Annotated in this window: 19 protein-coding genes and 1 pseudogene; 5 read left to right on the top strand and 15 right to left on the bottom strand. The window is 62.1% G+C overall.

What is annotated here, in order from left to right:
• Positions 1 to 196: 196 nt before the first annotated feature.
• Entirely contained in the window at positions 197 to 922 is a 726-nt protein-coding gene (locus tag ACOOFN_RS09705) for a c-type cytochrome (protein WP_420430950.1), read from the top strand.
• Here ACOOFN_RS09705 and ACOOFN_RS09700 read toward each other — a convergent pair.
• Entirely contained in the window at positions 919 to 1767 is an 849-nt protein-coding gene (locus tag ACOOFN_RS09700; RefSeq protein WP_420430949.1) for a C40 family peptidase, read from the bottom strand. The genes ACOOFN_RS09705 and ACOOFN_RS09700 overlap by 4 nt on opposite strands.
• Positions 1768 to 3135, bottom strand: coding sequence for a leucyl aminopeptidase family protein (locus ACOOFN_RS09695; protein ID WP_420430948.1), 1368 nt, complete (start codon positions 3133 to 3135; stop codon positions 1768 to 1770).
• A gap of 116 nt (positions 3136 to 3251) precedes the next feature.
• On the opposite strand from ACOOFN_RS09695, the gene ACOOFN_RS09690 reads away from it, so the two are divergent.
• The gene (locus ACOOFN_RS09690) at positions 3252 to 4061 is read left to right on the top strand and encodes a tetratricopeptide repeat protein (protein WP_420430947.1); all 810 of its coding nucleotides are present in this window, start codon (positions 3252 to 3254) and stop codon (positions 4059 to 4061) included.
• Here the strand turns inward: ACOOFN_RS09690 and ACOOFN_RS09685 are convergent.
• The 10 genes and pseudogenes from ACOOFN_RS09685 to ACOOFN_RS09640 form a co-directional block, all read right to left on the bottom strand.
• The gene (locus ACOOFN_RS09685) at positions 4058 to 4522 is read right to left on the bottom strand and encodes a hypothetical protein (RefSeq protein ID WP_420430946.1); all 465 of its coding nucleotides are present in this window, start codon (positions 4520 to 4522) and stop codon (positions 4058 to 4060) included. The two genes, ACOOFN_RS09690 and ACOOFN_RS09685, sit on opposite strands and share 4 nt — an antisense overlap.
• A 95-nt stretch (positions 4523 to 4617) precedes the next feature.
• Positions 4618 to 5595: a type II secretion system F family protein gene (locus ACOOFN_RS09680; RefSeq protein WP_420430945.1), complete on the bottom strand. Its 978-nt coding sequence runs from the start codon at positions 5593 to 5595 to the stop codon at positions 4618 to 4620.
• Between the two features lie 9 nt (positions 5596 to 5604).
• Positions 5605 to 6594, bottom strand: coding sequence for a type II secretion system F family protein (locus ACOOFN_RS09675; RefSeq protein ID WP_420430944.1), 990 nt, complete (start codon positions 6592 to 6594; stop codon positions 5605 to 5607).
• A gap of 3 nt (positions 6595 to 6597) precedes the next feature.
• A pseudogene (locus ACOOFN_RS09670) lies at positions 6598 to 7932 on the bottom strand (CpaF family protein).
• 146 nt (positions 7933 to 8078) lie between these two features.
• Positions 8079 to 9671: an AAA family ATPase gene (locus ACOOFN_RS09665; protein ID WP_420430943.1), complete on the bottom strand. Its 1593-nt coding sequence runs from the start codon at positions 9669 to 9671 to the stop codon at positions 8079 to 8081.
• A 12-nt stretch (positions 9672 to 9683) separates the two neighbouring features.
• Positions 9684 to 10358, bottom strand: coding sequence for a CpaD family pilus assembly protein (locus tag ACOOFN_RS09660; RefSeq protein ID WP_420430942.1), 675 nt, complete (start codon positions 10356 to 10358; stop codon positions 9684 to 9686).
• A gap of 12 nt (positions 10359 to 10370) precedes the next feature.
• Entirely contained in the window at positions 10371 to 11828 is a 1458-nt protein-coding gene (locus tag ACOOFN_RS09655; protein ID WP_420430941.1) for a type II and III secretion system protein family protein, read from the bottom strand.
• A 9-nt stretch (positions 11829 to 11837) separates the two neighbouring features.
• Positions 11838 to 12689 carry a Flp pilus assembly protein CpaB gene (gene cpaB, locus ACOOFN_RS09650; protein WP_420430940.1) on the bottom strand — a complete coding sequence of 284 codons (852 nt, stop codon included), beginning with the start codon at positions 12687 to 12689 and terminating at the stop codon, positions 11838 to 11840.
• Positions 12690 to 12802: 113 nt separating this feature from the next.
• Positions 12803 to 13306 carry an A24 family peptidase gene (locus ACOOFN_RS09645; protein ID WP_420430939.1) on the bottom strand — a complete coding sequence of 168 codons (504 nt, stop codon included), beginning with the start codon at positions 13304 to 13306 and terminating at the stop codon, positions 12803 to 12805.
• 130 nt (positions 13307 to 13436) lie between these two features.
• Positions 13437 to 13595 (bottom strand): Flp family type IVb pilin, encoded by a 159-nt coding sequence (locus ACOOFN_RS09640; RefSeq protein WP_420430938.1) that lies wholly within the window; start codon positions 13593 to 13595, stop codon positions 13437 to 13439.
• Between the two features lie 277 nt (positions 13596 to 13872).
• Here ACOOFN_RS09640 and ACOOFN_RS09635 point away from each other — a divergent pair, with 277 nt between their 5' ends.
• From ACOOFN_RS09635 to ACOOFN_RS09625, 3 genes are all read left to right on the top strand, one after another.
• Positions 13873 to 14355, top strand: coding sequence for a pilus assembly protein N-terminal domain-containing protein (locus ACOOFN_RS09635; RefSeq protein ID WP_420430937.1), 483 nt, complete (start codon positions 13873 to 13875; stop codon positions 14353 to 14355).
• 75 nt (positions 14356 to 14430) lie between these two features.
• Positions 14431 to 14958 carry a TadE/TadG family type IV pilus assembly protein gene (locus ACOOFN_RS09630; RefSeq protein WP_420430936.1) on the top strand — a complete coding sequence of 176 codons (528 nt, stop codon included), beginning with the start codon at positions 14431 to 14433 and terminating at the stop codon, positions 14956 to 14958.
• Positions 14951 to 15487, top strand: coding sequence for a TadE/TadG family type IV pilus assembly protein (locus ACOOFN_RS09625; protein ID WP_420430935.1), 537 nt, complete (start codon positions 14951 to 14953; stop codon positions 15485 to 15487). Before ACOOFN_RS09630 ends, ACOOFN_RS09625 begins: the two co-directional genes overlap by 8 nt.
• Before the next feature lies 1 nt (position 15488).
• On the opposite strand, the gene ACOOFN_RS09620 is transcribed toward ACOOFN_RS09625, so the two are convergent.
• From ACOOFN_RS09620 to ACOOFN_RS09610, 3 genes are read right to left on the bottom strand one after another with little or no spacing between them, the layout of a single operon-like run.
• Positions 15489 to 16289 (bottom strand): aminotransferase class IV, encoded by an 801-nt coding sequence (locus ACOOFN_RS09620; RefSeq protein ID WP_420430934.1) that lies wholly within the window; start codon positions 16287 to 16289, stop codon positions 15489 to 15491.
• 3 nt (positions 16290 to 16292) lie between these two features.
• A complete protein-coding gene (locus tag ACOOFN_RS09615) occupies positions 16293 to 17561 on the bottom strand; it encodes an anthranilate synthase component I family protein (RefSeq protein WP_420430933.1) in 1269 nt (422 codons plus the stop codon).
• The gene (locus ACOOFN_RS09610; protein ID WP_420430932.1) at positions 17558 to 18322 is read right to left on the bottom strand and encodes a tyrosine-protein phosphatase; all 765 of its coding nucleotides are present in this window, start codon (positions 18320 to 18322) and stop codon (positions 17558 to 17560) included. The genes ACOOFN_RS09615 and ACOOFN_RS09610 overlap by 4 nt, the downstream gene beginning before the upstream one ends.
• Positions 18323 to 18336 lie beyond the last annotated feature (14 nt).

The following is an 18336-nucleotide window of genomic DNA, read 5'->3' as shown; positions in this document are numbered from 1 at the left end:
CCCGGAGATTTTTCCGCAAAAGATGAATGCTGGCTGAATATCGCGTTGATCTGGCCTTGTCTGACAACAATGTAACCCGCGACGATGCGCCACTTTACGGACGCACTTTGCGTGGGTAAGTGACACACGACATCAAGCGGTTGCCTGACACGCGCCTGCGTGCCAAACACCGCGCATTCAATTTTTGAGGGCAAGCATGGGCGATCTCTTCTGGAACAAGGTGGCAGCCGCAGTTATCGGCCTCGTTCTGATGGTCATGGTGATCGGCGTTGTCGGTGACATCGTCTTCTCCGAAGGCGGCCATGGCGATGAACATGCCAGCCTTTCATATCCGATCGATCTGGAAGCCGTTCTTGGCGGCACCGCCGGCGGCGCTGCGGTCGAGGAAGACGTGATCGATCTCGGAACGCTGTTGGCTGCGGCCGACGCTTCTGCGGGCGAGCGCATTTTTCGCCGCTGCGTGTCCTGTCACAATGCCGCCCCGGGCGCAGGCAACCTCCAGGGCCCGAACCTGTGGGGTGTCGTCGGCCGTGACATCGGTTCCTATGACGGGTTTTCCTATTCCAGCGTCATGGCTGAATATCCAGGCAACTGGACCTATGAAGAGCTCAACGGCTTTCTCGCCAACCCGCGCGGCTACTTGAGCGGCACCGCGATGGCGTTTGCCGGCATTCGCGGCGACGAGGACCGCGCCGATCTCCTGGCTTATCTGCAAACGCTCGGCGACACCGCCGTGCCGTTCCCTGCCCCGGCCCCGGTCGTGACGGAAGTCGTGGAAGACGCAACGCTCGAAAACGTCTTCACCGAAGAAGGTGCCGAAGCCAGCGCAGCTGCGATTGAGTCTGTCGCGGACGTCGATGACCAGATGGACGCACTCGACGAAGCCGCCGCTGAAACCCCGGCCGAAGACGACGGCAACTAGCCCTCGATCCGGATAACAGATGTGACAGGCGAGTCGTTTTCTGCGGCTCGCCTTTCTGTTTCCGCGACCGGTTCGGATACGGTTGCCATGAAGGTCGCATTGGCATGCAGCAGGCGATTGCTGTCAGTCATGATGCCGACATGGCCTTTCCAGAAGACGATATCGCCACGTTGACGCGGCGCATCCACGGCGATCGCCGTGAACCGTTCCGCAAACTCGGCTTCCTGCATGTCGGTATCGCGGAGAACGTTGATTCCAGATGCTTCCAGCGCTGTCTGGATCAGACCGGAGCAGTCGAGCCCAAGGCTTTCCTTGCCGCCCCAGAGGTACGGCGTACCAACAAATTGTTCCGCCACCGCGACAAAGTCAGGCGCATGCGTGCCCAGCGGCACCAAATGCCCCTCGAACACCCAGCCCCGTCCCCCGGCATCGATGAACCGGCCGTCGCGCTCGCCCGCGGCAATCTTCGAATTCATGGAAAGCAGGCACAGCGGTGCCGATTTCAGGTCTGGCTCTGAAAACAGATAGGTCCGCAAGGCGGACACCCTGTGGGTGACGGGCGCCATAGATTGCGACAACGCTGCCATGTCGATCCAGCCGACATAGCCGTCATGTCGTGAATATCCCCACGCCCAGCCTGCGCGCTCCTCGAGTACGGCAAATGTTTCTCCGAACAGCGCTTGCGTATCCATCGGGCCGTCATCGCGCGGCTCTCGTCGGATCGCCGTCACGCCGGCCGTGACCTGCATGTCGACCGGTTCGACAAAGCGCTCGGCCTCGACAATCCCTTCGAGATGGTCCGCCGCCAGATCAGGCCGCGCAGGATGGAGGCGAGGATGCGTCATCTAGTGTCCATAAAGCGCTTTCAGGGCTTCCCAGGCCGCCCGGGAGCCGAGCATTTCGCCACCGGTCGGGCGCCCCGGCCGATCCTTAGGATTCCAGGCGAATATATCAAAATGGCACCAGCGCCGGCCAAGCGTAAACCGCCGAAGGAAAAGTGCTGCCGTGATCGACCCGGCGAACCCGCCATCGCCCATATTCTTGAGATCCGAAATCGACCCGTCGATCTGCTTGTCATAGCCCTCCCAGAGCGGCATGCGCCAGACCGGGTCGACGACGCTGGCGCCGCCTTCGGAGAGCTGCTGCGCGAGCGCGTCATCTTCCGTGTAGAAAGGCGCCAATTCCGGGCCCAGCGCCACGCGCGCGGCACCAGTCAGGGTCGCGAAATCGAGAATCAGGTCGGGCTCGTCTTCCGCCGCGCGAGCGAGCGCATCACCCAGCACCAGACGGCCCTCGGCATCGGTATTTTCGATTTCCACCGTCAGCCCGAGCCGCGATGTCAGGATATCGCCCGGGCGGAAGGCATTGCCGCTGATTGCATTCTCGGCCGCCGCGATCAGCACGTGCAGGCTGACCGGCAGTTTGGCATCCATGATCAGCCGGGCCAGCGCCAGCGCATTGGCCGCACCGCCCATATCCTTCTTCATCAGGCGCATCCCGGCTGCCGGCTTGATGTCGAGACCGCCACTGTCAAACGTGATGCCCTTGCCGACGATCGCCAGCCGCGGGTGCGCCTCGTCGCCCCATTCCAGTTCGATAAGGCGCGGCGGGCATTGCGCCGCCCGCCCGACGGCATGGATCATGCCGTAATTCTCCGCCAGCAGATCCTCGCCGACCGTGGCGCGGATCTTGGCGCCAAATTCATCGGCCACCGATTCCACGGCCTGCTGCAAGGCTGCAGGATCCATGTCCCCGGCCGGCGTATTGACCAGGTCGCGCGCCAGCCAGATCGAGCGGACGACGCGTTCCGCTTCGGCGGCATCACCACCAGCAATAGCCGCCAGTCTCGCGGGCGGGCGCTTCGCCGTCTTGTAGCGCGTGAACTGGTAGGCGCCTGCGCCGAACGCAATCATCGCCATGGTCGGGTCGATTTCGCCGAGATCGCCCTCGAGCGCCCAATCGCCTTCAGGCAACGTCTTTGCGGCATCGCCGAACGCGAACGGATCGGCAGCATTGCCCAGGCCGAGCAAGGCGTCCGCACCGCTGCCATCCGGCAATAGCACGACCTGTCCGGCGTCGCCGGCGAATGCATTCGCCCTGGCAACCGCTCTGCCGGTTTCGGTCAGTGCATCCGGCAGTGATTCGGCCAAGCTGGCGGCCACAACCCGCAGGCGCCGGTTCTGGTCAGAGGGGGCGGCAAACAATTCGGTCACGCAGACAGCCTCCAGAAAATGGCGATGTTCCAACAAACCGGATCAATAGATTAACGCATTCTTGACCGGCGCAGCGAAGAGTAAAGCGATCAGATAACCGGTAAAGGACCTGACCCATGCGTGTCGTGTCTAAACTCAGCCTGCTCGCAGCGTCTGCCGCCCTGGCTGCCTGCGCGACCTCGAGGACCGTCGAGGAACAGGCGCTGGCCCAGGATCTCACCGAACGCGCGTCCATCGTGCCGGCCAGCCAGTCCGAACGCGAGGCAATCCGCAGCCAGGACCTGCTGACCCAGGCCGCATTCTGGGCCGAGGCGCACGAACTCAATCCGGCCGACCGCGAGGCCGCGATAGAGCTATCGCGCGTGCTCCGTCGCATCGGCCAGGCGCAGCGCGCGGCTACGGTCGCTCGCCAGGCCATGGCCCTCTATCCGGACGATATCGACCTGCATTACGCCTACGGCACAGCACTGACCGAAGGCGGTCGCGGCGCCACAGCGATTGAATCGCTGTCACGGGTGGCTGCCGCGCGTTCCAATGACTGGCAGGTCTTCAACATTCTCGGCGTGGCCTATGAGCAGGCTGGAATGCGCACCCAGTCGCGCGAGCAATATCGTCGCGCGCTGACCCTGGCGCCGGGCGAATCCGCCATTCTCTCAAATCTGGCCCTGTCTTTCGCCTTCGACGGCGACGCCGAACAGGCAGAGCGCCTGCTGCGCGAGGCCATGGCACGGCCAAATGCCGACGCCACGGTGCGTCAGAATCTGGCGCTCGTGATTGCCCTGCAAGGCCGGTTTGACGAAGCCGAAGCAATGGCCCGTGTTGATGTCAGCCCGCAAACGGCGGAAGCCAACATGGGGTATGTCCGGGCGATGCTGACAACTGGCAGGCGCTGGGATGCCATTCGCGACGACAGCGGCGCGCGCTAGGCCTCGATCGACCCCATGCCAGTCGGGAACGGTGGCGGCGGCACGTCTTCGGGCTGACCGCTCACCCGTTTGAGGGGAAATAACGCTTTCAGCGACGGATCGACCAGAGTGGTGTCGAACCGGAAATTCTCGGCATGGTCGCGGAGCGCGCCGGGGGGGCGCCCGTCCTTCGAGTGTTCGATTGCGCGATAAAGCGCAAACAACCGCAGATAGCCCTTGTCATCGGCGCTCAAACCGGTGTCGTCGAGCCGCTGGAATACCTTGGTAAGCGCGTTGATGCCGCTCTTGCGCTTTCCGGCCGCAAGCTCGGTCAGGGCATTGACCAGGGCCACCTTCCAGCCGGATTCCGCGAACTCGACCCGCTTGGGTACCGCGCTCAGCTCGTCGCGGGCACGCGGTATGTCCGAATGCACCAACGCCGCCAGTGCGGCCTCCGACGCACGGCTTGCAATCGCGTTCATCTCGCTACGCGTAACGCTGGTTCGGCGGTTCAGCATGGGATGTTTCTAGCCTCGTGAGGGGTCATTGGCGAGTTCAATCGCCAGAAAGGCGAGGATCACATCGACTGGTAGCGCATGATCGCAGGACCCAGGATCACGACGAAAAGCACAGGCAGGAAGAACACAATCATCGGAACCGTAAGTTTGGCCGGCAAGGCGGCCGCCTTCTTTTCCGCATTGGCGAGACGCATGTCGCGGTTCTCCTTGGCCATCACACGCAGCGCCTGGCCCAGCGGCGTGCCATAGCGTTCAGCCTGAATCAGCGCCGTCGCGACGGCCTTTACGCCGGGATGGTTGGTGCGCTTGGCAAGGTTCTCGTAGGCTGTGCGCCGGTCCTGGAGATAGGACAATTCCGCTGTCGTCAGTGACAATTCCTCTGCCAGCTCGATCGACTGGGCGCCGACCTCTGTCGACACTTTCTGGAAAGCAGCTTCGATCGACATGCCGGCTTCTACGCATATCAGCAGGAGATCGAGACCGTCGGGAAACGCCTGCATGATCGATTGCTGGCGCTTGGCAGCCGCATTCTTGAGATACAGGTTGGGCGCGTAATAACCGAGCATGCCAATGCCCGCCGCCGCGCACCAGCGCGTGATCGTCGGCAGGCCGAAATCATTGACGAAGAAGACATAGAAAGCCGCGCCGCCAAACAGCAGGATCGGCGCCGCAAGACGGAAGAAATAGAATGTCATGACCGGCCCGTTGCCGCGGAAACCGGCCTGGGTCAGCTTGTCCTTGAGGTCGGGATCCTCGAACAGTTTCTGCAAATTGAGGCTTTCGACCACCGTCTTTGCAAGGCCCTTGGTCTCCTTGCTGCGCAGTTTCGAGGCATGCGCCTCGTCTATCGCCTCGCGCGATTTCCGGCGCAGCTCTTCTTTCCGGTTCTGGACGCCCTTGATCCGCTTCTCGAGCTTGTTCTGGCCCATCATCGGCGATGTGAGCGTGACAACGGTCGCAAAAACGGCAATCGCCGCGATTGCCGCCCAGATCATTTGCGGGTTGGTCACCAGCTCGGCGATGTCCTGCATGTTCATCGCCGCCTCCTAGTGCTTGAAATTGATCATGCCGCGCATCATCAGGATCCCGAGCCCCATCCAGATCCCCCCGCCGAGCAACATCAGCTGCCCCTTGGGCTCGACAAACATCGCCGTCATGTAGGACGGCGTGGTGAAATAGACGAGCGCAAGCACGCCGGGCGGCAAGGCGCCGATGATCATCGCCGAGGCTTTCGCTTCGGACGACAGCGCGCCGATCTTTTCGCGCATCATCTTGCGCGAGCGCAGAACGCCCGACAGATTGCCCAGCGCTTCGGCGAGATTGCCGCCGGTCTTGGACTGGATCGTCAATACGGTTGAAAAGAAGCTGAGTTCCGGCAGCGGCATGCGCTCGACCATCCGCTTCGTGCCTTCTTCCAGCGACACGCCGACAGCCTGGGCTTCCACGAGCTTCTGGAATTCCGATCCGACCGGATCCGGCGATTCACGCGCAATGACCTTGATGCATTCATTGAGCGGCAGGCCGGACTTGATACCGCGTACGATGATGTCGAGTGCGTTGGCAAATTCGGCCGTGAACTTTTTCTGTCGGCCCGAGCGGCGCATGCCCAGATACCAGCGCGGCAAGCCAAGTCCCGTCGAGATGGCCGCGCCAACCGAAACCAGCAGGCTTTGCCCGGTGATGAAAGCGCCTGCAAATCCGGCGACGCCGAGAATGACCGAGGCAATCCAGAACGTCTTCACCGAAAATCTGTAGCCCGCCTGCTCGATCCGCGATCGCAGCGTCAGCGATTTTTTCTTCGCGCTCTTCTGCTTGTCTTCGATTTCTTTCAGCGATTCCGCGACTTGCTTGCGGCGCTGCTGGGTCTGGTCGACCGCCTGGGCGCGGGGTTTGCGGTTGCCGCTAGTCGCCATCACGGCCTTGCGGCGGGCGGCTTTCTGACTGTCATCAAGGGTCCCGGCAACGACCCAACCGATGCCGCCGACCGCAATAAAGGCCGCGAATGCAGCAAACAGGAGAGGCAATTGACCGGTCATGGACTAGCCCTCCGCCGCGTCGAGCGCGGCAGCAAGTTCGCGCTCCAGGCCGTAATAGCGGGCGCGGTCCCAGAAACGCGGTCGCGCGATTCCGGTCGATTTGTGGGCGCCGGTGATCCGGCCATTCTCGTCCTCGCCCTCGATTTCATAGACGAAGAGGTCCTGGGTGATGATGACATCACCCTCCATGCCCATCACTTCGCTGATATGGGTGATCTTGCGCGAACCGTCCCGCATCCGCGCCGCCTGGACAACGATATCAATCGATCCGGAGATCATTTCCCGTATGGTTTTCGAGGGCAGATTGTAGCCGCCCATCGTGATCATCGATTCAATCCGCGACAGGCCTTCGCGCGGGCTGTTGGCGTGCAGCGTGCCCATCGAACCGTCATGGCCGGTATTCATGGCCTGCAAGAGGTCGAACGCCTCCGGGCCCCGGACCTCACCGACAATGATGCGTTCCGGGCGCATCCGCAGGCAGTTCTTCACGAGATCGCGCATCGTGACCTCGCCTGATCCTTCGAGGTTCTTCGGACGGGTCTCGAGGCGCACCACATGCGGCTGCTACAATTGCAGCTCGGCCGCGTCTTCGCAGGTGATGATCCGTTCTTCCTCGCTGATGAAGCCGGTCATGCAATTGAGCAGCGTGGTCTTGCCCGAACCGGTTCCGCCGGAGATCAGCACATTGCAGCGCGATGCCCCGATGATCTCCAGCACCTTGGCCCCTTCCGGCGAGATCGAGCCGAACTCGACCAGGTTGGCCATGCGCAGCTTGTCTTTCTTGAATTTCCGGATGGTCAGCGTCGGACCGTCGAGCGCCAGGGGCGGCGCAATGACATTGACCCGCGAACCGTCCGCGAGGCGCGCATCGCAGATCGGGCTCGCTTCGTCGACACGGCGACCGACCTGGCTGACTATCCGCTGACAGATATTCATCAGCTGGCCATTGTCGCGGAAGCGTATATTTGTCTTCTCGACGCGGCCGCCGACTTCAATGAACACATCGCCTGCGCCATTGACCATGATGTCGGCAATGTCGTCCCGCGCCAGCAAGGGTTCCAGCGGACCATAGCCAAGCACGTCATTGCAGATGTCCTGCAGCAACCGCTCCTGCTCGGCGATCGACATCGCAACATTCTTGATCGAAACGATCTCCGTGACGATGTCGCGGATTTCTTCGGCGGCTGTCTCGTTGTCGAGCTGCGCCAGCGCGCCGAGGTCAATCGTGTCGATCAGCGCGTTGAAGATTGTCGTCTTGATGGCGTAGTATTCGTCGGTGCGCTGGGTGTCCGCAGTCGAAGCCACCGGCTTCACCTTGGGAGCCGGCTTCGGGCCCATCTTTGCCGCCGGTTTGGCGGCGGGTTTTTCAGCAGGTTTCGGCGCCGGTTTTGGCCGCGCCACAGGCGCAGCGGAAGCCGGCTCGGGAGCCGGCGCTGGTGCTGTTCGTGTTGCGGTCGCGTCTCGCTTGCCGAACATGGATCAGATCACTTCCCAAACAGTCCGCCAAAAAGACCGCGTTTGCGCGCCGGCGCCACGCGTCCCGACAACAAGGCCGCCAGATGGGAAAAGCCCTCAGCGGCTTTCGACTTCGGATCGACCTCTGCGATCATCTGGCCGTCATTTGCCGCCTTCCCGAAGAGCTGCGGCTCGAAGGGCAGGACCAGCGCCGGCTGCACGCCGAGCGCGTCGGCGAAATCCTTGACCGGAATTTCCGGGCGCTTGGCGATCCCTGCCATGTTGACCACGACTTTCGGCGGTTCGTCGTTCGGCCGTGAGGCGTGGACCAGATCAAACAGGTTTTTCGCATTGCGCAGGGAGGCAAGATCCGGCGTCACGGTCACCACGACCTGATCCGAGGTGAGGATGGTCTGCCGAACCCAGGGCGACCAGGTATGCGGCAGATCGAGCGCGATGAAGGGCGCCTGGCGGCGCACCGTCTCTAGCACGGTCTCGTAAGCCTCCGGTCCGAAATCCCAGTCCTTGTCCAGTGTCGCGGGGGCCGAGAACAGCGACAGCCTTTCCGTACAGCGCACCAGCAGCCGGTCCAGCAGCGCCTCATCCAGCCGCTCGGGATCGGCCAGCGCATCGCCCAGCGTTTGCGCCGGGTCCTGGTTGAAATCCAGCCCCGCTGTCCCGAAGGACAAATCCATGTCGACGAGCACGCAGTCCGACTGTGCGTTTTCGGAAATGCACCAGGCCGTATTGTGCGCGATGGTGGAGGCGCCGACCCCGCCCTTGGCGCCGATAAAGGCGACCGTCTTCCCGGCAAACGGCGCTTCCGGGTCGAGATAGAGACCCGACACTGTCCGGATCAAATGCAACGGCGACATTGGCGGAACGAGGTATTCGCTCACCCCGCGCTTGATCAGCTCGCGATAGAGCGAGATGTCGTTTGCCGCACCGATGATGATGACCTTGGTGTCCGGATCGCAAACCCCGGCCAGCTCTTCGAGCTGATCAAACAGGCCCTGGCCACGCATGCCGGTTTCAATGATCAGAAGATCAGGCGTCGACTGGTGCGTGAAGCGTTCGATCGCGGCCGGCAATCCGCCAAGCTCGACATCGACATGGGCTTTCGACAGGCGCCGGTCATTCGCGGCATTGTGCACCAGCGCACCGCTTTCGGGCCGTTCGCAAAAGGCGTGGATGGTGATCCGCGGGATCGGCTGATCGGGCAGATCGTCATCGACCTCGCCCGCCAGAGGGCTCGTCAGTTCGGGCCCGAAATCACCGAGATCGAAATCGTCAAAGGGCGACGAAACGGGTGTTTCCGGGACTTCGGGTTCGGGATCCTGCCAGGCTTCGCGCACCGGCGCCGCGGCACCCTGCGACCCGAAAGGCCTATTGCCGCCCGACGCCGGCCTGGCCGCAGGCGCAGGCGGCTTCGGCTCAGCAGGCGCAAACTCCTCATCCGCGAACTGGTCGGGCTCAAAGCTTTCCGCGTCAAAGCCGTCGGAATCGCCAAATTCCTCGAACGTACCGCCGGATTCACCTGTCAGACGGCGCTCGACCTCTGCCGGGTCGAGAAACTCGTCCTCGTCGAGGAATTCGTCGTCATATGCCTGTGGTTCAGCCATTCTTGTTCAGCCTCATTCCACTGCCGAGGAGACGGCGCCGCTTTCATCGTCCCTACGCTGCGTCCCTGTGGGTTCGCCCTGGCGATAAGTGTCGAGAACGGTCTGCCGGCGAGCGGAATCCGGGGCGTCATGATCGGTCGCGCCCGCAAGGTGATAGGGATCGCCAATCATGGCCGCACGATTCTGCGCCATGAAACAACCGAAGCCGGAATAGCCGTTGTTCATGCGCTCGCGGGCGAGATCATCCCAGCGCCGTTCGCGGCATTCCTCTGGCATTTCAGCAACATAGTGCATGTAACTGACGATCACCGGCGGATTGCCCATGCCCTCGGCATCATAGGGGCCCTCTTCCGTGAAACGCGCTGTCACGCCCTGGGAATCTAGGAAACTGCGAAGCTCTGCCATTGCGCCCTGAGCGGCATGATCCTCTGCTCCGCCGTCCGGATAGGACAGGATGATCGGCCCATGCCCGTTCGATTTGTAATGATCCACGAACGCTGAAAAGGCGCCCATTTGCGACCACAGGAGTCCATTGGCCGCCGGATCGACGAGCAGGTCCATCCGGGCGGTATCCTGAACCGGGCGCGCCTCCGGAAATCCGATCGCATTCGTCGTGGTTGAATAGGTGGCGCAACCGGCCATCAGAAATGCCGGCGCCAGGAAGAAAACGAGTGTTGCGTACCTCACCAAATCCTCTCCCTAATCCACGATGAAACCGATGGGTCCGGACCAGCGCCGACCCTCGGTTCGGGCGCCGGGCACGGCATAAGCACGGTTGATATTGCCGAGGAACAGCGTCTCCAGCTCGCTCACATTCTGGAAGCCGTCGGCCGGCGTGGCGGCGTCGTTCTGGTCGATCGGATCGACCAGGTAAGGCGTCACCAGCACAACCAGCTCGGTTTCGCGGTTTTCGAAGTCGCGGCTCCGGAAAAGTGCGCCAAGAACGGGCAGGTTCTGGACGCCCGGCACCCCGTCGAGATTCTGCCGCGTTTCCTCCTGGATCAGACCGGCCAGTACGAGGCTACCGCCGGACGGTAATTCCACTGTCGTCTCCGCGCGATTGACGTTCAGGCCGGGGATCTGAAGACCCGGCACCGTGCCGATGACGACGCCCTGGTCGTCGGTTACATCCTGCGCGCCGAGCTGCAGTGATCCCTGATTAGTCAGTTCGGAAATCTCGGTCGAGATCCGCAGCGAGATACGGCCTTCGGAAAGCACGACGGGCGTGAAGCCCAGCCCGACACCGAATTGCTTGTATTCCACGATGATATTGCCGTCGCGATCACGCCCGACAGGCACCGGGAATTCGCCACCGGCCAGGAAATTGGCCGCTTCGCCGGAGATTGCCGTTAGATTGGGTTCTGCAAGCGTCCGCACCAGGCCGACACGTTCCAGCGCCTGGATGAGCGCGCCGGCATTCGAGAACACTCCGCTGCCCGGATTGGCATAATTGAACGATCCCGAAATGCCGCTCAGCGCGCGGCCAACCAGCGAGAATTCCTGCTCGGTCGCGATGTTGAAGGCGACATCGCCGCTCTGGCCCGCGGTCGACAGATTGATCCCGAGCTGCCGCACAATGGTGCGCTGCATCTCGACAATCCGAACCGACAGCATCACCTGTTCGCGGCCCTCAATGGCGAGCATGGACAACACGTTTTCCGGATCGTCGGTCCAGCGCCGCGCCAGCTGCAAGGCGGTATCGGCCTCTGACGCGCTACGCACCGAGCCCGACAGCACGATATTGTCGTTCATCGCTTCGGCATAAACGCGGCGATCCGGCAGGAAGCGGTTCAGGGCTTCCTGCAGCGCGCGCATGTCGCGCTCCACCCGGATATCGAGGTCGAGAATGAGATTGCCTTCGGAATCGAAGAAAAAGGCGTTGGTCTGTCCGATCGACTGGCCCAGCAGATACGCACGTGTGGGCGTCCGGATCACGGCATCGGCCACTTCCGGATTGGTTACCAGCACATCGGCAGCATCAATCGGCAAATGGATGATCGCGGCCTTGGAAAGCGGCAGGTCGAGAACTTCCGAGGCCGGCCCGTCGCCGGTACGGGTGATGTAAACCTGCATCGTTGTCGACGTGGCGCCCGACTGCGCGAGAACAGGTGCCGCGGGAAGCGCCAGCAGGAGTGCGAGGAACAGGGCGCGCAGCATCACGGCCTCCTAATTCTCGTCAACCGTCGTGACGCGTGCCTGGCCGTAGCGATAAACCACGACCTGGCCGTCATCATTCTGGTAGGGCGTCACGGGATCCGGCTCGGCCCGCGCGACACGCGGATCGGGTTGCGCAGCCACCAGCCGTGGTCCGCCTTCGGCATCCGACAGGCTACGCAGGGACAGTGAGATCTGGCCGCGTTCCGTCGCCAGGGCGAGCGCACGCGCCTGCTCGGGCGTGACTTCTAGCGTGGCGGTTTCACCAACTACCACGCTTTCGGAATCCTCGTTTCCGCCGAAAATCTGGTCGATCGCCAGAACACGGGCATTTTCTACCACGGTCTCGGATACGAAATAGCGGCGCCGGCTATTGCCGTCCTCTTCCGCCTCATAAGCGACAATCACATCGACGCGGTCGCCGGGCAGGATGAATCCTCCGGCACCGGTTTCTGCAGTGATTGGTACGGCATGGGCGCGCATGCCCGGACTGAGCACCGCCGACATGAAGCCGGCTTCACCGGCCTGCAACAGGAAGCGCGGCGAAATCGGCTCGCCTTCGGAAATCGCACTGCGGACGACGGCGCCTGCAAACCGCTCGGCGGCATCCGGCTCGCTCTGTCGCAAAATCTGTGAGGGGCTGACAGCATCTTCCGGCCAGGCCTGCCAGTAAAGGTCACTGGCCTGCACACGGGCGCCGACGGGAAGGTCGCGCCGCGCCGAAAGCACGTCGACGGTCGCGGCCTGTACCACTTGCGGTTCCACCGCCACCGGCTCGTTGGATGACGAGCGATAGACAAAGTATGCGGCGGCGGCCGCGGCAAGGCCGGCGGCAAGCAAAACTATGATTCGGGCAGCATTCATGGGCGCGAATCCCCTCAGGTTGCGCCACCATCTGACCCCCAATTTCCAAAAGGGGCGTTAAGATGGAAATGCGATTGCAACCGATTGGGAAGATTTCTTCACGAATTGCGAATTTAGAGCGCTGCGAGCGCGAAAATCCGGCTGTCCGGCAGCGCCCAGAGCGCCCCCGCAGCCAGGGCGATGCCATAGGGCGCCGGCCCGCCCTGCATCAGCAGTTTTCCTTCCAGCCACTGTCGCGGAAGACCGCTCGCGGGCGCGGCCCGCCTGATCATGAGCAGTGTCACCGCCAGAACACCGCCCATCAGCGCGGCCTTGGCGAGGAACATGGCCGCATCCGGCCAGCCGAACCACAGCGCTGCAGCGGCAAACAGTTTCGCATCACCGCCGCCGATCCAGCCCGGCGCAAACAGCGCCATGCCGATGAGCAGGGCACCGAGGCCTGTCAGCATGTGAAGGCCGAATTCGGTCCAGCCGAGACCAAGCATCGCTGCGGCAAGAGGAAAGACCACGGCCAGCCCGCCGCTAAGCCAGTTGGGAATGGTAAAGCTCATCCCGTCCTTGGCAGCCGCCAGCACCATGAGAAAGGCAAATACCAGAAGAAGGAACTGACCCGCCATGTCACCACTCCGAAAATTGTCGGGTCCGTTTCTAGCCAAACAGTTTTAATAATCGGTTGGCCTGACCGGAATACAAAAGGGGCCGCCCTTTCGGGCAGCCCCTGATGTCGTTTGCAAACGTCGGCGCGAATTAGATCGCGTCGGCAACCGTCTGCATGTTGTCACGGACACCGGTACCAAGAGCGGTAACGGCACCGATAATGACAACGGCGATGAGGGCGGCGATCAGGCCATATTCAATAGCCGTTGCGCCGGATTCGTCTTTGAAGAAACGAGAAATCGTTTTCATGGGTCTACTCCCGTGTTGCTAGCCACACATCCACTTCAAGGAGGCTTGTTTGTCCCGACCTCTCTTGTCGTGTGCCAGCATAGAAACACAGGAGGCTTGCGAATTGGTTTATACTTAGGTTTAATTATGTATGAACGATTTTCGTCGCCATTTGTAGTTAACAGTGCGTAAAAAAACAAAGTGTAACTCAAACCTGATCTTCAACCCCGTTGATTTAGAAAGTCTTCACGCGTGGGGGTTTCTATGTGGCGGTGTCCTCGATCCGCGGAGTTCCGCCATGCGCAAGACCCTGACCGCCCTCGCCTGCCTGATCGCCGCCCCGGCAATTGCCATCGCTGATCAATTGCTAGAGGTCGAGCACGCGGACGTCGTCCGCCTGCCCGCATCGGCTTACACTGTGATCGTCGGCAATCCGGCGATCGCCGATGCCGTCATTCACGATCGCCGCACGCTCATCGTCACCGGCCGGCTCTTTGGCCGGACCAACATCATCGCGCTCGATCGCAGCGGTCGCGTCATCTATGCCGAGGACTTCGTGGTCGGTCCCTCGCCGGACGGTCAGCTCGTCTATCAGCGTGGAACTTCGCGGGTCACCATGACCTGCACGCCGACCTGCGGTCCTTCACCGACTGTCGGCGATGATCCCGATACATTCGATGCGCTGACGGGCCAGCAGAGCACCCGTATCGGCATTGCCGGTGAAGCCGTCGCGATCAGCGAGGGTTCGCAATCGGCCCGAAGCCTGGATGGCGGCGAATAAGGCGCGGTTAACCCCGTTTCTTCACGGCTTTTCAATCGCGCGCGCGTATACGGGCGCGTAGAGGAGCAGCCGAACATGCGTACACCGGGCTTCATGAAATCCTTCCGCAAGAACAGCGATGGCGCCACCGCCGTCGAGTTCGCGATGATTGCCGGCCCGTTCTTTTTCTTCCTCCTGGCATTGATCGAAATTGCCGCAGTTTTTTTCGCGGAGACGGTGATCGAGAATGCCGTACTTGAATCCGCACGCCTGATCCGCACCGGTCAGCTGCAGGGCGGCGGCGGCGATGCGAACGCTTTTCGCAACGAGGTCTGTACCCGTATCGAAGTTGTCGCCAATTGCGACAACATGGTCTTCGAAGTCGCGGTGTTCGAGGATTTCGACGGCATCACCCCGACCCCGCCTACGAACGAGGACGGATCGCTCAATGGCGGCAATATGGGATTTGATCCCGGAGACGCCGGCGACATTGTCATGGTCCGCGTTTATTACGCCTACCCGCTGATCCTGCCCAACATGTTCGGCTCGGTCGCAAATCTTCCGGACAACCAGCGCCTGATCACATCGGCGACCGTGTTTCGAAACGAGCCCTTCGATGAGTGATTTTCTGAAACATTGGTTCGCGCGCTTCCATCGTGATCGCGCCGGCGTATCAGCCGTCGAGTTCGCGCTGATCGCCCCGGTCATGGTGTTGCTCTATCTCGGCATGGTGGAAATCTCGATGGCGTTGTCGGTAGACCGCAAGGTCACCAATTCCGCCAGCGCGCTCGCCGATCTCGTGGCCCAGGACGATGTCATCACTGATGGAGAGATGGCCAACATTCTCAATGCCGGCGCCGCCATCATTGCGCCCTTTGACGCTGCCGATTTCTCGGCACGCATTTCCAGCGTGACGATGAGCCTGGTCGGCGAGGTCGAAGTTGATTGGAGCGACGCGCAAGGCATGCCGGCCCGGGCAGCAGGATCGCAGCCGACCCTGCCAGCCGGCATTCTCAGTGCCGGCCGGTCCGTGGTCTGGGTCGAGGTCGCCTATTCCTACAATGCGCCGTTCCGCGAGATCACCGGCGATTTCGACATCGAGGAGGAATTCTTCCTCCGCCCGCGGCAATCGCTGACGGTGAGCCGGCAATAGATCACAGATCGGCCGCCATCAGCTCGGCGAGCAGGGGATGATCGTGCTCGAGCGCGCGACCATCAATCGTCACCACCGGCATCACTCCCGCAACCGCATTCGTCATCCAGACCGCGTCGGCCGATAACAGCGCCGTTGGCGCCGCTTCGACTTCCTCCACATCCACATTGCGCGCCTCGAGCCAGGCAAGGACACGCTGGCGCATAACGCCATTGCGTGCTCCACAGGAAAGCGACGGCGTTTGCACCGTATCACCCGCGAGCCAGAACAGATTGGCACTATCACCGCCCGACAATCGGCCATCGTCTGCCGTGATCAGCGCCATGTCCGCGCCAGCCGCGACCGCTAGGCGCCGCGCTGCCAGATTGTCGGCATAACTCAAGGTCTTGTATCGTGCCGCGAGGCTTGTTGCGGAGCGCCGGATCGGCACCGATGCGAGGCGCACCTGCGCTGGCGGCTCGGGCCGTTCGGACAATTGCAGGAAGGCCTGTGGTCGCGGCTCGGCAACCGGTGTCAGCCCGCGCGGGGCAGGTCCCCGCGTTACAATGAGTTTTCCCACCCTGTTACCGGAATCGGCGTGCGCGCCGATGGCGGCCGTTACTGTCGCCCAGTCCGGCATCGTGAGATCAAGCGCCGTGCAGGACTCGGAAAGCGCCGACGCGTGCAGCTCGTCATTTCGAATGCGGCCATTCTCAATCCGGAAAGTCTCGAACACACCGTCGCCGAGCAGGAACCCGCGGTCGGCCATCGTATCGACCGAGGGCTCGAACGCGGTCCATTCTGTTCCATCCAGCCGGTACATGACCTAGCCCTCCAGCGCCGCTTCCAGCGCACGCAGCTTGTGCAAGGTCTCCTCATATTCTGCATCCGGGTCGGAATCGATCGTGACCGCGCCGCCCGAGCGTGCCTTCACCAGCCAGTCGGCGTCCGTGCGGATCAGGTCGAGCGTCCGGATCATGACGTTGAGATCCATGGACTGGCCATTGTCGCCGATCCAGCCCAGCGCGCCGCAATACGGGCCGCGTGTTTCGCCTTCCGCTTCCGCGATCAGCTCCATGGCGCGAATCTTCGGCGCACCGGTGATCGAGCCCGGCGGAAATGCCGCACAGACCAGGTCAAACGCATCTCGTCCCGGCGCCAGCTCTCCGGTCACTGTCGAAACCAGATGGTGCACATTGGCATAGCTCTCGACGGCATTCAGCTTTGGCACCTTCACACTGCCAGCCCGGCAGACGCGGGACAAATCGTGGCGCACAAGATCGACAATCATCAGGTTTTCTGCCCGGTCCTTGCCGCTCTCGGCCAGCGCCGCAGCCTCCGCGCGATCGGCCGCGGCATCAGTTTTGCGCGGCCGCGTTCCCTTGATGGGTCGGCTCTCCACCCTGCCATCCTGCAAGCGCAGGAAGCGCTCGGGCGAGTTGGTGATGACGACGTTCGAATTCGAGGTCCGGAACCACGCGGCATGCGGGGCATCGCTTCGCATGATCAGCCGCTGGAACACGGCCCAGGGATCCCCGTTCAAACGGCCACTGAAGGCCTGGCTCAGATTGGCCTGGTAGATATCGCCCGCGCGGATGTGTTCGATCAGTGTTCGGCAGGTTTCGAGATAAGCGTCGCGAGACCGGACCGGCAACAGCCTGCCATGGGCATCACCGGCAGGCGGGCGGCCGATATGCAGCCCTGACTTGAGCCGGGCAATGCCGTCGGCAGTTCCATGCACGGTCAGTTCTTCTTTGACCGGGTCAAACACTGCCCAAGCGGGATAAACACCGAGCTGGATCATCGGTTGCCATCGCGGCGGCGTCCCGGTTCGCGGCTCGAGCGCATGGCCGAACTCGTAAGCAAACAGACCTGCCAGCTGGTATCCGTCAGCCAGCGCATTTCGCGCTTTTGCGAGGAAGGCGTCGAGATCGTCGCCCGGCCTGAAAAACAGCATGTCCCATGCCAGTGCATAGAGCCGTGACTGCGACCGCCTTCCGCCATGAAGGAGGAGCGCGCTGTCCTGACCGCGGAACGGTGCGAAGGCACACTCGGGCAATATCCAGTCGAGCGTTTCGGTTACCGGGTCGCTCACCGCGCGATCAGGTTTGCGCGAATGGCGGCGATCTCGTCATCGCTTAAACCAAGCACGCCGGAAACATAAGCTTCGGCCGATCCGATCTCGTCGAACGCTTCGTCGAGATAGTCAGGCTCCACACCGAGGAACCGGCGCATCGCGTCGCTGGGAATATCACGCCCGTAAGTGTCCAAGAGCCGCTTCTGGACCATCGGCACGAGCGCATCGTAGTCGACTGCGTCATTTGTCATCAGATAGTCATCATAGATGGCGTCACGCTCGACCCCGGCGAGCGCCAGCGTCAACGCGCAGAACAGGCCGGTACGGTCCTTGCCGGCTGCGCAATGAACGACGAAACCTTCATCCGCGCCATGCGTCGCCAACTCGCGCAGACCGGCCGCGAAGACTTCCTGATTGCCCTTTTCATTCGGCAGCCGGCGATAGGTGGCGCGCATCCATGCGGCAACGCCGTCCAGGCTCATATCGCCTTCGCGGATAAAGCGCAGATGCGGCGGCTCCTTGTGTCCGGAAACATCAGACTGGAGGATGCGCAATCCTTCGCCCCAGTTTGACGGTTCATTGTCGCGCTCGCGCGGCCGGCGCAAATCAGCGACGACGGAAATCCGCATGTCCACCAGCTTCTGCCGGTCGGCCTCGGTGGCATTGTGAAAATGGCCCGAGCGGAACAGCCCGGAACGCACCGTGGCGCCGTCACGTGCCGCGTATTCGCCGAAATGGCGAAAATTGCGAATGCCCTCGAATTCCAGAACCCGGCTCATGGCCGCCCTGCTAC

The organism is Hyphobacterium sp. (genome assembly GCF_965217055.1).
Lineage (GTDB): Bacteria > Pseudomonadota > Alphaproteobacteria > Caulobacterales > Maricaulaceae > Hyphobacterium.
Note: the sequence above shows the minus strand (reverse complement) of the source record. Positions and strands in the feature narration are given on the sequence as shown.